General features: G+C 72.6%; 7 protein-coding genes. 4 read left to right on the forward strand and 3 right to left on the reverse strand.

Annotated features, from left to right (window positions below; genetic code table 11):
* Positions 1-14 precede the first annotated feature (14 nt).
* Positions 15-455 carry an Lrp/AsnC family transcriptional regulator gene (locus AADR41_RS06900; RefSeq protein WP_342280477.1) on the reverse strand — a complete coding sequence of 147 codons (441 nt, stop codon included), beginning with the start codon at positions 453-455 and terminating at the stop codon, positions 15-17.
* Positions 456-659: 204 nt separating this feature from the next.
* On the opposite strand from AADR41_RS06900, the gene AADR41_RS06905 reads away from it, so the two are divergent.
* Positions 660-1,067: a hypothetical protein gene (locus AADR41_RS06905; RefSeq protein ID WP_342280478.1), complete on the forward strand. Its 408-nt coding sequence runs from the start codon at positions 660-662 to the stop codon at positions 1,065-1,067.
* 433 nt (positions 1,068-1,500) lie between these two features.
* Here the strand turns inward: AADR41_RS06905 and AADR41_RS06910 are convergent, their stop codons facing one another.
* Positions 1,501-2,673, reverse strand: a complete 1,173-nt coding sequence (locus tag AADR41_RS06910) for an acyl-CoA dehydrogenase family protein (RefSeq protein ID WP_342280479.1) — start codon at positions 2,671-2,673, stop codon at positions 1,501-1,503.
* Between the two features lie 373 nt (positions 2,674-3,046).
* Here AADR41_RS06910 and AADR41_RS06915 point away from each other — a divergent pair, with 373 nt between their 5' ends.
* The 3 genes from AADR41_RS06915 to AADR41_RS06925 all read left to right on the forward strand — a co-directional run bounded on the left by AADR41_RS06915 (position 3,047) and on the right by AADR41_RS06925 (position 9,074).
* Positions 3,047-4,321 (forward strand): glycoside hydrolase family 18 protein, encoded by a 1,275-nt coding sequence (locus AADR41_RS06915; protein WP_342280480.1) that lies wholly within the window; start codon positions 3,047-3,049, stop codon positions 4,319-4,321.
* A 215-nt stretch (positions 4,322-4,536) separates the two neighbouring features.
* Complete coding sequence (locus AADR41_RS06920) at positions 4,537-7,866, forward strand: right-handed parallel beta-helix repeat-containing protein (protein ID WP_342280481.1); 3,330 nt, start codon at positions 4,537-4,539, stop codon at positions 7,864-7,866.
* Complete coding sequence (locus AADR41_RS06925) at positions 7,863-9,074, forward strand: S8 family serine peptidase (protein ID WP_342280482.1); 1,212 nt, start codon at positions 7,863-7,865, stop codon at positions 9,072-9,074. The genes AADR41_RS06920 and AADR41_RS06925 overlap by 4 nt, the downstream gene beginning before the upstream one ends.
* 62 nt (positions 9,075-9,136) lie before the next feature.
* On the opposite strand, the gene eccCa is transcribed toward AADR41_RS06925, so the two are convergent.
* Complete coding sequence (eccCa, locus tag AADR41_RS06930) at positions 9,137-13,069, reverse strand: type VII secretion protein EccCa (protein WP_342280533.1); 3,933 nt, start codon at positions 13,067-13,069, stop codon at positions 9,137-9,139.
* Positions 13,070-13,203: the final 134 nt, after the last annotated feature.

Below are 13,203 nucleotides of genomic sequence, written 5' to 3' on the forward strand. Positions count from 1 at the left end.
GGTCCGCGACCCCCTCAGATCTGCGGCGGCCGTGCCTCGTACGGCGTGGACAGGACGACCGTGGTGCGGGTGGAGACTCCGGCCAGCGACCGGATCCGGGTGAGCAGGTGCTCCAGCTCCAGGGGGGTCGCCACACGCACCTTGAGGATGTAGTTCTCGTCACCCGCGACGCTGTGGCACGCCTCCAGCTCCGGGACGTCGGCCAGCCGCTCCGCGATGTCGTCCGGCGCGCTGGGGTCGAAGGGTTTCACCGAGATGAACGCGGTGAGCGGCAGGCCGACGGCCTCGGGGTCGACGACCGCGGCGTAGCCCCGGATCACCCCGCGCTGTTCCAGCCTGCGGACCCGCTGATGAACCGCCGATGTGGACAGGCCCGTGGCCCTGCCCAGGTCGGTGTAGCTCATCCGCCCGTCCTTGACGAGCAACTCCACGATCTGTCGGTCCAGCTCCTCCATACGGACCAACCTATTGCCCCAGGTCCCTCCAGGCACAGCCGCAGGGGCCCCGGAAGGGGCACCTGCGGCGGGCATGTGACGAATGCCACAGGTTTACGGGTCGGTAGCCGACCCCCTCGCGGTTACGGCCGATGCGCGACGGGAAGTGCTTGCTGTGGTCGAGGCCGTGTCGCCTGGTCGGCCCACCTGAGGGGGGAATTTCCCATGCAGAGCCTGAAGCTCACCGGACGCAGCGAACCGGATCCCGGCGGGGACGCCGTCGACGTCGAGGACACCGCTCCCGACGCGTACGACACCTTCGAGATGTACCGGGTGATCTGCCCGGACTGCGCGCAGCCGATCGCGCTGCTGGCGGACGAGGACGTGCTGCCGGAGCACGCGCTGTGCCCGACGCCGTGGAATCCGTTCGTGCTGACCGTCTGTGCCGGTACCGGCCGCGCGGCCGCGCAGTCGCGGCCCGCCGACGAGTCGCTCGACGTCCAGGAGCAGGAGACGGGCCTGCTGTTGACGCTCCCTCAGGGGCTCGACTGGAGGACGCAGCCGTTCTCGCACGCCGGTGGCCCCGGCTCGCGCCCGCTGCGGATGCCGCAGATGCGGCGTCACGCCGCCTGACGGCAGCTCCGCGCGCGACCGCCCGGACCCCGTCCGGGCCCGCCCCGCACATCAGCGCCGCACCACGACGGCCCGGCCGGCGTGGTGCCCGCGGCGACGACCGTCCGCCGCGCGGGGACGGGCGAACGGGCTCTCGAATCCGCCGGACAGTGACCGGGGTCCGCCCCGCACCGTTGGCCAGTCATGACCCCGCTGCATTCAACGGCCGGTCCCGGCCGTCGCCGTCTCGCCGCTTCCACCGCCGAAGAATCGGTTCCGCAGCCCATGGCTCCGCGGTCGGTGCCGCGACCCGTGCCGCACTCCACCGATCCGCCCATCTACCGGGCACTGCTGAGTCGTTGGGAGAGCGCGGACCGGACCCTGCCGGGCCGCCATGACCAGGAGTGGAACCGGATCATGACGACGCCCGTGTGGTCGGACCGGCCGCTGCGGGTCAGCGCGTCTCAGGACCCGCGAGGTGGCGCGCGATGACCATCCGCTGGATCTGATTGGTGCCCTCGACGATCTGCAGGACCTTCGCCTCGCGCATCAGCCGCTCGACGGGGAAGTCCTGGGTGTAGCCGTACCCGCCGAGCACCTGGACGGCGTCCACGGTGACCCGCATGGCGAGGTCCGTGCAGAACAGCTTGGCCATGGCCGCCTGGCGCGAGAAGGCCTTGCCCTCGTCGCGGAGCCGTGCCGCCTCCAGGTACAGCGCCCGGCCCGCCTCGATCTGGGTGGCCATGTCGGCGAGCATGAAGCGCAGGCCCTGGAAGTCCGCGATCGGGCGGCCGAACTGCTGCCGTCCGGTGGCGTAGCCGACGGCCTCGCTCAGGGCCGCCTGGGCGACACCGATGGCGCAGGCCGCGATGCCCAGGCGCCCGGAGTCGAGTGCGGACAGGGCGATCGCGAAGCCCTGGCCCTCCTCGCCGATCCGGCGCGCGTCGGCGACCCGTACGCCGTCGAAGTTCAGCTGGGCGGTGGGCGAGCCCTTCATGCCCATCTTCTTCTCGGGGGCGGCCGCGTCGAGCCCCTCGGCGTCGCCGGGGACCAGGAACGCGGTGATGCCGCGGGGGCCCTCGACGCCGGTGCGGGCCAGGACCGTGTAGAAGTCGGCGATGCCGCCGTGCGTGATCCACGCCTTGGTGCCGGTGACGACCCAGTCGTCGCCGTCGCGTACGGCCTTCGTGCGCAGCGAGGCGGCGTCGGAGCCCGAGGCGGGCTCGGAGAGGCAGTAGGCGCCCAGCAGGCCGCCTCCCAGCATCGCCGGGAGGTGTTCGGCCTGCTGCTCCTTGGTGCCGTATCCGGCGACCGCGTGACAGGCCAGGGAGTGGACGCTGACGCCGAGGCCGACGGTCAGCCGGGCCGCCGCGAGCTCTTCGAGGACCTGGAGGTAGACCTCGTACGGCTGGTCGCCGCCGCCGTGGGCGGAGTCGTAGGGCAGTCCCAGCAGTCCGGACTCGGAGAGCAGCGAGAAGACCTCGCGCGGGAACCGGCCCGCTTCCTCCTCCTGGGCCGCCCGGGGCACGATCTCCCGCTGGGCGATGTCGCGGACGAGCGCGACGAGCTCCTTGGACTCCTCGGTGGGCAGACGGCGTTCCACCAAATACGGGGCACGGTCGGACATGACGGCGCTCTCCTCCCTGTCGGGCGTTGCGACGGTCGCGCGCGAGGGGTGTGGGCGGCGCCGCCGGGGGCTTCCGGGCCGGGCCCGGAGAAGCACTGCTACCCAGCCGACGCCGACCCCCTCGGATTACGAGAGATGCTGGCCAGCGGCTGTGGCGGCTTGAGTATGCCCGATCGGACGATATCCGTCACGGGGTCACCGGGCGACTCGGCGCCGGACACGACGATCACCGGAAATGGTCCGAACCATTGACCTCACTGGTCTAGTCCATCTACGGTTCCCAGCGAACGGCCTTTGCACGTTCATGCCAAATCCACGCGATGGCCGACTGCTCGCCCCCACAAGCAAGTTCCCTCCCCCACGAGGAGACAAGATGTTCGGCAAGCACCGCCCCCGCGCCCGCTTCCGGGCGCTCGCCGCAGCCGCCTGTACCGCCGCCCTCGGCGCCACCCTGCTGGGTGTCGCGGGCTCCGCCTCGGCCGGCACTCCCCCCACCGACGCGCGGGCCGCGGCCCCCGCCTCCGCCGACGCGGCCCCCACGGCGGCCGGCGACAAGGTGGTCGGATACTTCACCAACTGGGGTGTCTACGGCCGCAATTACCACGTCAGGAACATCGAGACGTCCGGCTCGGCCGACAAGCTCACGCACATCAACTACGCCTTCGGCAACGTCACCGGAGGCAAGTGCACGGTCGGCGACTCGTACGCCGACTACGAGAAGGCGTACACCGCCGACCAGTCCGTCGACGGCGTGGCCGACACCTGGGACCAGGATCTGCGCGGCAACTTCAACCAGCTGCGCAAGCTGAAGAAGCTGCACCCGGACCTCAAGATCATCTGGTCGTTCGGCGGCTGGACCTGGTCCGGCGGCTTCGGTGAGGCCGCGAAGAACCCGGCCGCGTTCGCCGAGTCCTGCTACAACCTGGTGGAGGACCCCCGCTGGGCCGATGTCTTCGACGGCATCGACATCGACTGGGAGTACCCCAACGCCTGCGGCCTGACCTGTGACACCAGCGGCCCGGCCGCGCTGAAGGGCCTCACCTCGGCGCTGCGCTCGAAGTTCGGCAGCAACAACCTGGTGACCGCCGCCATCACCGCCGACGGCTCCGACGGCGGCAAGATCGACGCCGCCGACTACGCCGGCGCCGCCCAGTCCCTGGACTGGTACAACGTGATGACGTACGACTTCTTCGGCGCCTGGGACGCGAAGGGCCCGACCGCCCCGCACTCCCCGCTCACCGCCTACGAGGGCATCCCGAAGGAGGGCTTCAACAGCGAGGCCGCCATCGACAAGCTGAAGGCCCAGGGCGTCCCCGCGTCCAAGCTGCTGCTCGGCATCGGCTTCTACGGCCGCGGCTGGACCGGCGTCACCCAGGACGCCCCCGGCGGCACCGCCACCGGAGCCGCCCCCGGCACCTACGAGGCCGGCATCGAGGACTACAAGGTCCTCAAGAACAGCTGCCCCGCGACCGGCACCGTCGCCGGCACCGCGTACGCCCACTGCGGCACCAACTGGTGGAGCTACGACACCCCCGCCACCATCGCGTCCAAGATGGAGTACAAGAACCAGCAGGGGCTCGGCGGCACCTTCTTCTGGGAGCTCAGCGGTGACACCACCGACGGCGAACTGATCAAGGCGATCAAGTAGTTGCCCGACTCCGGGACGGGGCGGCGGGCCGATCGGCCTTCCGCCCCGTTTCGCCTGTGATGAGGCGATCCGCGCGGGGGTCGACGCCCCGTGGTTCACGAGCCGTTCCCGCTCCGGCCGAGGCTCTCGCGGCTCACTCCGGCATGATGGAGCCGCACCCGCTCCGACAATGTGTTCCCAGGACCGCGGTGTGGCCCCAAGGAGGAGGATTCCGCTTGTCACGCCAGGTTCTGACGGTCTGTCCCGAGCGGCCCGACGGCTTTCGAACGATCGGTGAGGCGCTCGCCAGGGCGCGCAACGGCGCCGTGATCAGTGTCCGTTCCGGCACCTACGCCGAGAGTCTGGTCATCACCGTCCCCGTCACCGTCGTCGCCGAACAGTCCCGCGGCAGCGTCGAGATATGCCCGCCCCACGGCAGTGCCGTGGTGCTCCAGGCCGAGGCCGTGATGCTCACCGATCTGGTGCTGCGCGGCCGCGACGAGGAGCTGCCGGTGGTGGACGCGCCGCGCGGCCAGATCGCGATGGACGGCTGCGACATCACCGGTGCCGCGTGGACCGCCCTGCTGGCCCGCGGCTCCGGTTCGGTGGCGCTGCGGGACTGCCGGGTGAGCAATCCGCGCGGCGCAGGAGTGGTGGTGACCTCGGCGGTGGAGAGTTCCGCCGAGTCCTGCACGGTCGAGCACCTGGGCACCTCGGGCGTGGTGATCGGTGAACGCGGCCGGATCACACTGCGCGGCTGCACCATCCGTGACGCGCGCGCCAATGGAGTGCTCGCCAACGGCGAGGGACAGGGCTCGGTGGAGGAGTGCGACATCTCCTCCACAGACAAGCCGTCCATCGCGCTGGAGGAGCAGAGCACCACCCGGGTCCTGCGGACCGTGGTCCACGACACCGGGGTGGGCGTCCATCTCTCCTCGTCGGCCCGGACGGTGCTGGAGGACCTCCGGGTGACCGGTACCAACGGGCCGGGCATCGTCCTGTCCGGCGGCACCGATCCGCTGCTGCGCCGGTGCCGTACCGCCCGTACGAAGGGCCCCGGCCTGCTGGTGTCGGACCGGGCCCGGGGTACCTTCGAGGACTGCTGGCTGGATTCGGCCGAGGACGCCGCGCTGCACGTGCGGGGCTCGTCCTCCCCGGTGCTGGTCGGGCTGACCGTCCGGGACAGCGTGCAGACGGGGGTGCTGCTGGAGGAGGAGTCGGTCGCCGAACTGGACCGGCTCGAAGTGCTCGACGCGGGCGGCGCGGGCCTGCGGATACGCAGCGGCGCCAATCCGCTGGTGCGCAGGGCCAGGATCGGCGCCGCGAAGGGGCACGGCGTCGAGGTCGTCAAGGACGGCCGGGGCCGGCTGGAGGACTGCGAGATCGAACGGCCGGGCGGCAGCGGGATCCGGGTCGCCGACAACGGCAACGTCTATGTCGGCGGGGGCGCCGCGCACGGCGCCGCGCACGGCATGTCGGTGGCGGCGGGCGGCAGCGCCACCGTCCGGGACTGGGACGTCCGGGAGGCCACCGACTCGGGTGTGGTGGTCGAGGACGGCGGCGAACTGACCGCGACCCGGCTGCGGATCGCCGCCGCGGCGGGACACGGGGTGCTGCTCGCCCAGGGCAGCCGGGGCGCCTTCACCGCCTGCGAGGTGAGCGGCTCGGGCCGGGACGGCTTCCGGGTGGAGACCACGGCCGCGGTGTCGGTGGTCAACTGCACGGCGCGGGACAACGAGGGCGGCGGTCTGGTGCAGGCCCTGGCGGGCGACCGGCTGGCGGTCGAGCACCTTACCAGCACGGAGAACGGCAAGCGGGACGCCTGGGGGCTCGGCGAGGCCGAGGGCACCGATCCGGCCGGCACGGGCGCCTCGGGCACCGGCGCGGGGGCGGCGCGCGAGGACGGCCCGCTGGCCGAACTGGACGCGCTGATCGGTCTGGAGAACGTCAAGCACCAGGTGCGTACGCTGGTCAACCTGATCCAGCTCGCCCAGCGGCGGGCCCGGCTCGGTCTGCCGGCCCCGCCGATGAGCCGGCACCTGGTCTTCTCCGGGCCGCCCGGCACCGGCAAGACCACGGTCGCCCGGCTCTACGGGGCGATCCTCGCCGAGCTGGGCGCGCTGCCCTCCGGCCATCTGGTGGAGGTGTCGCGCGCGGACCTGGTGGCGCAGATCGTCGGTGGTACGGCCATCAAGACCACCGAGACGTTCAAACGGGCGCTGGGCGGGGTGCTGTTCGTCGACGAGGCGTACAGCCTGCTGTCGGACGGACGGGGTTCGGGCGCCGACTTCGGCCGGGAAGCGGTCGACACGCTCCTGAAGCTGATGGAGGACCACCGCGACGACGTCGTCGTGGTCGCCGCCGGGTACGCGGACGAGATGCGGGACTTCCTCGGCTCCAACCCGGGTCTCGCCTCGCGCTTCTCCCGGACGGTCGAGTTCGAGAACTACGCGGTCCCCGAACTCGTCGCGATCATCGACAGCATGTGCGCCCAGCACCGTTACGAGCTCGACGAGTCGACGCTCGGCGCGCTCGCCGCTCACTTCGAACGGATGCCCAGGGACGCCGGCTTCGGCAACGGCCGGGCCGCCCGGCAGGTGTTCGAGGAGATGGTGGACCGTCAGGCGTACCGGCTGGCCGCCCTGCCCGACGCCGACGAGCAGGACCTCACCCGGCTGCTGCCCGAGGACGTCGGCGAGGAGGCGGCGGCCGCGGTGTCCGGCCGGCCGGGCGACGGCGGGGCGGAGAGCGACCCGCTGGCCCGGCTCGGGGACATGGTGGGCCTGGCCGCCGTCAAGCGCGATGTCACCGACCTGGTCAATCTGCTGGCCACCGCGAAGAAGCGGGAGGCGGCCGGGCTGCCCGCGCCGCGGATCAGTCACCATCTGGTCTTCACCGGGCCGCCCGGCACCGGCAAGACCACGGTCGCCCGGCTCTACGGCGAGCTGCTGAAGTCGCTCGGCGTGCTGCCGCGCGGCCAGCTCGTCGAGGTGGCCAGGGCGGACCTGGTCGGCCGGTACGTGGGACACACCGCCCAGCTCACCCGGGAGGTGTTCGACCGGGCCAGGGGCGGGGTGCTGTTCGTCGACGAGGCGTACACGCTGACCCCGGAAGGTTCCTCGGGCAGCAGCGACTTCGGGCGCGAGGCGGTGGACACGCTGCTGAAGCTGATGGAGGACCACCGCGACGAGGTGGTGGTGATCGTCGCGGGCTACACCGGCGAGATGGAGCGCTTCCTGGCGTCCAACCCCGGTCTGTCCTCCCGGTTCTCCCGGCGGGTGGAGTTCGTCGACTACTCCTCGGACGAGCTGGTCACCATCGTCCGCCAGCACGCGGCCGCGTCCGGCTACGAGTGCGCGGCCGGCGCCGGTGCGGTCATGCGCGAGTACTTCGACGCGCTGCCCAGGGACCGTTCGTTCGGCAACGCGCGGCTGGCCCGGCAGGTCCTGGAGGGCATGATGACCCGCCAGGCCGGCCGGCTCAGCACCATGGCGGCGCCCGGCCTGGACGATCTGCGGATGCTGCTGCCGCAGGACGTCGTACGCCCGCAGGCGGTGCCCGAATGAGGGCCGGACGCCGTGCCGGACGGGTTCCGGCCGCCGCGCTGCTCGCCGCGGCGATGGTGCTGCCGGCCGCCGGTCCCGCCGCGGCCGAGGGCGAGAAGGTCAGGCTGCCGGTGATGCCCGCGCGGCTCGAAGCCGGCGATCCGTGCACCGGCGGGTCGAAGGCGCGGGCCACGGCGGTGCCGTGGGAACAGCAGAACCTCCAGCTCGCCCGGACCTGGACCTTCGGCAGGGGTGCGGGGGTGAAGGTCGCGGTGGTGGACACCGGGGTCTCGGCGCAGGCGCCGACGCTCGCGGGCCGGGTCTCGGCGGTGGGGTCCGCCGGGGCGGACTGCGTGGGCCACGGAACGTTCGTGGCCGGGCTGATCGCCGCCGCACCCGCGAAGAACGTGCGGGTCGCCGGGGTGGCCCAGGAGTCCCGGATCATCGCGGTGCGGGGCACCGACGAGCGCGGGGCGGCGACCGCGGCCTCGGTCGCCGCCGGGATCCGGGCGGCCACCGACGCGGGTGCGAAGGTCGTCCAGGTCTCCCCCGCGCTGGCCGCCGACTCGGCCGGGCTCGCCTCCGCGGTGAAGTACGCGGCCTCCCACGACGCGCTGATCGTGGCCGCCGCGACCCCCGACCCGGCGCGTTCCTCGCCGGGCCGGGAGCCCGAGCCGCCGCGCGACTACTGGCCGGCCTCGGCCCCCGGGGTCCTCTCCGTCATCGACATGGACGCGCGGGGCACCCGCCCGGACGGGGCACCGGCCACCCGTGGCGCCGACCTCGCCGCCCCCGGTGACGGGGTCGTGGGCGTGGGACCGCGCGGGACGGGGCACTTCATCGGGTCGGGGGCGTCGTTCGCCGCCGCGTACGCGGCGGGCACGGCCGCGCTGGTGCGGTCGGCACATCCGGAGCTGTCGGCCGCGCAGACGGCGCAGCGGCTGACCCGTACCGCCTACCCGGCGGACGTGCCGCGGCTGGACCCGTACGCCGCCGTCACCTCCGTGGCCGGTCCGGTCGGGCGCACGGAAGCGGTGCGGGACGACTCGGTGGTGATGCCGCCCGGCAACGGCAGCGGGGGCGCCACCCGCAGGGCGGTGTGGATCGCGGTGGGCGGCGGTTCGCTCGCGCTGCTGGTCGCGTGGGCGGCGCTGGTCGCGCCCCGCGGCCGCGCCCGCGGCTGGCGTCCGGCGGGCCGCCGCCCGGTGGCCGGGACGACGGGCGACTGAGCGGCCACCGAAACACGAGGGGCCCCGGGGTGCGCGCACCCCGGGGCCCCTCGTTGTGCGGCTCAGGCCCCGGCCTCCTCGGCCAGTGCGGTCTGTACGAGGGTGGCCTTGCGCCGGACGATGTACTGGGCCCGGCCCGGCGGCAGGTTGCGCGGCTTCACGTTGCCGAACACATAGCCCTCGGACGGCGGGCAGGACAGCAGCATGCCGGGTGTGTTGACCTCGTCCAGGCGGCGCAGCAACTGGTCGTTGAGGCCGCGGCCGGAGCCGGTGGCCGACCGCACCGCCACCACGTGCAGACCGACCTCGTAGCCCAGCGCGAGATGGTCCAGGAGCGGAGCGAACGGGTGGTCGTAGGAGCCGGTGCCGCCGACCATGTCGTAGTCGTCGATCAGGACGAACAGCCGGGGCCCGGTCCACCAGTCGCACTGCCGCATCCGGGACGGGGCGATGTCCGGGCCGGGGAGCCTGGTCTTGATGGCGCGGGACGCGCCGCCGACCATCTCGCGCAGGGCGTCGACCGCGACAACGTGTCCCAGGCGGTACTCCTCGGGTACGGCGTCGACCAGTTCGCGGCGGTAGTCCACCACCAGGATGCGGGCCTCGGCCGAGGTGTACCTGGCTGTGATGGAACGGACCAGCAGGCGCAGCAGGTTGGTCTTCCCGCTCTCGCTGTCGCCGATGCCGATCAGGTGCGGGGTGCGCCCGAAGTCGTGCCAGACCGGCGAGAGGGTCTCCTCGTCCAGGCCGATCGGGACGCGCAGCCCCTCGGTGCGTTCCGGCGCCGGGAGTTCGGCGGCCGGGAGGCGGTGCGGCAGCATCCGTACCGGCGGGGCCGGCGGTCCCTGCCAGTGTCCGGCGATCCGGTCCACCAGGTCGGCGACGCCCTCGGCGAGGTCGTCGGCGCTGTCGCTGCCGTCGATGCGGGGCAGGGCGGTCAGGAAGTGGAGCTTGCCCTCCATGGTGAGGCCGCGGCCGGCACCGCGCGGCACGGTGGCCGCCTTGCGGATGTCGATCATCGAGTCCATCGGGTCGCCGAGCTTGAGCTCCAGCCTGGTCAGCGACTGGTCGCGGACCTGGGCGGGGAGTTCGATCCAGCGGGCGGTGGTGACGACCAGGTGGACGCCGTAGTTGAGGCCGCGGGAGGCGATCTGGTGGAAGGTGGGGATCAGCGAGTCGAAGTCCTGCTTGACCGTGGCCCAGCCGTCCACGACCAGGAAGACGTCGCCGTGCGGTTCCTCGGGGAACTCCCCGGCGGCGCGGCGGCGCCGGTAGGAGGCCATCGAGTCGATGCCGTGGTCCTGGAAGAACTGCTCGCGTTCGTTGAGCACGGCGGTCACCTCGGCGACCGTACGGCTGATGCGTTCGGTGTCGAGCCGGCCCGCGACGCCGCCGACGTGCGGCAGCCGGGACAGTGCGGAGAGTGCGCCGCCGCCGAAGTCCAGGCAGTAGAACTGCACTTCGCGCGGGGTGTGGGTGAGGGCGAGCGCGCTGATCAGGGTCCGTACGACGGTCGACTTGCCGCTCTGCGAACCGCCCGCGACCGCGACGTGGCCGCCGGCGGCGGAGAGGTCCACCGTCAGCGGGTCGCGGCGCTGCTCGAACGGCATGTCCACGAGCCCCAGCGGCACCTTGAGCCTGCCCGGCCCCGCGGTGCCCGCCGGGGTCAGACCCCGTTCCGGATGGGGCTCGGGCGAGGGCAGCAGCAGGTCCAGGGCGGGCGGCAGGTCCAGCGGCGGCAGCCACACCTGGTGGGCGGCCGGTCCGGAGCCGCGCAGCCGGTCCAGGGCGACGGAGAGCAGTGTGTCGCCGGTGTCGGGCTCCTCGGCCGAGGCGGCCGGTTCGGGGTCGGGGGTACGGGCGGGCGCCCGCGGCACGACCCAGTCGGTGGTCCAGGGCATCACCTGGCTGGCGACCCTGGCCTGCACTGCCGCGCCGCGCCGCTTGCGGTAGGGGCCGGAGACGTAGGCCGCGCGGAAGCGGGTCAGCGCCTCGACGCCGCTCTTCAGGAAGCCGCTGCCGGGCTGGGAGGGCAGCTGGTAGGCGTCGGGCACGCCGAGCACACCGCGCGACTCCATCGCGGAGAAGGTGCGCAGCCCCACCCGGTAGGAGAGGTGGCTCTCCAGCTGGTGCATGCGGCCCTCGTCCAGTCGCTGGGAGGCGAGCAGCAGATGGACCCCGAGTGAACGGCCGAGCCGTCCGATCATCACGAACAGGTCCATGAACTCGCGGTGCGCGGAGAGCAGTTCGCTGAACTCGTCGACGACGACGAAGAGGCTGGGGAGCGGTTCGAGATCGGCACCGGCCGCGCGGGCCTTCTCGTACTCCAGCGCGGAGGTGTGGTTCCCTGCGCTGCGCAACAGCTCCTGGCGGCGGACGAGTTCGCCGTGCAGGGCGTCCTGCATGCGTTCCACGAGGGCGACTTCGTCGGCCAGGTTGGTGATCACCGCTGAGGTGTGCGGGAGTTCGTCGAGGCCCAGGAAGGTGGCGCCGCCCTTGAAGTCCACCAGGATGAAATTGAGTGTTTCGGAAGAGTTCGTGAGGGCGAGGCCGAGCACGAGGGTGCGCAGCAGCTCGCTCTTGCCGGATCCGGTGGCGCCGATCAGCATGCCGTGCGGGCCCATGCCGCCCTGCGCGGACTCCTTGATGTCCAGTTCCACCGGGATTCCGTCGGCGCCGACGGCGACCGGGACGCGCAGCCGGGCGGCGCCGGTGGAGCGTTCCCAGAGGGTGGCCGGCTCGTGCCGGTACAGGTCGGGAATGCCGAGCAGGGTGGTGAGTTCGACGTCGGTGTCCAGCGGCTGGGCGGCGTCCGCCGACAGGCTCATCCGGTACGGCGCGAGCAGCCTGGCCAGCGCTTCCGCGGCGGCCGGGCCCATGGCGTCGGGGCGGCCGAGGAGGGTGGTCTGCTCCTTGCGGCTGCGGTCGGTGCGTACGAGGTTCAGGGCGTCGGGCTGCACGTCCAGGCGCAGGGTGGTGCGGCCGGGGCGCCAGCTGAGGGCACCGGACAGGTCGAGCACGACGACGTTGCGCAGTCCGGGACCGTCCAGGCGGTGGCCGGTGGGCACGGTGGTGCCGTCGACGACGATCACGGTGAACGGTTCGTCGCGGCCGGGCACGGCCTCGGGGTCGAAGACGGGCCGCTCGGAGAATTCGGCGCCGAGCAGCTCCTCCAGGTCACGGAAGGCGGAGGCGACCAGCCGGGAGGGGCCGGCGCCGTCCTGTTCCTGGGCGTGCTGGCTGTGCGGGAGCCACTTGACCCATTCCCATTCGGCGCGCCGCTCGTCGGCGACGCACAGGGCGATCCACAGCTCCTCCGGCGGGTGGAAGAAGGCGAGCTGGGACAGGACGGCACGGACGGTGTCCCGTACGGCCCGCTCGTCGCCGCGGAACAGGATCCGGGTCCAGGACCGCAGGTAGAGGCCGGTGGGCTGGTCGGGGACGACTCCGTACGCCTTGATGAAGCGGCGCAGCGCGTGGGCACAGAGCGGTTCGAGGTCCTCGACCGGTTTGGTCGCCGTCGGGGTGAGGCGCAGCGCGAGCTGCTGGTCGCCGACGGCTATCCGCACCTCGGCGAAGTCGTCGTCGGAGACCCGGCGTTCCCACAGCCGGGTGGAGCGCACCATGGTGCGCAGCACCCTGGGTTCGGGGTGCCGCCAGGCGAGGGCTTCCTGCTGGTCGCTGACCGCCTCGTGGACGCTGCGCCGGATCTGCGACAGGTAGCGCAGGTAGTCGCGCCGTTCGCCGCGCAGTCGCTGTTTGCGCTCGCCGCCCTTGCGCATCATCTGGCCGACGAGCATGGCGGCCGAGGCGGTGACCATCATGCCGAGTGCCAGGTAGGTGAACACACTGCTGCCGCCGCCCGGACGCATGAACATCAGCATCATGGACACCGACATCATGGCCATCGGGAGGTAGGTCCAGATCGCCGAGGAGTCAGGAACCGTCTCCGGCAGGGTCGGTGGCTCCTGGAGGTTCAGCTCTCCTTCGGGCATGTCCGGGCCGCGACGGCGGGCTGGGCGGCGGAAGAGGACCACACTCAACGAACAGACTCCTTCGACGACGGCGACGGCAGGCCGCGGACGGCGGCGGGCCGCCCGCCGTGACGGGTGGACCGGACCGGGATGGG

The organism is Streptomyces sp. CLV115 (genome assembly GCF_038448545.1).
GTDB lineage: Bacteria > Actinomycetota > Actinomycetes > Streptomycetales > Streptomycetaceae > Streptomyces > Streptomyces sanglieri.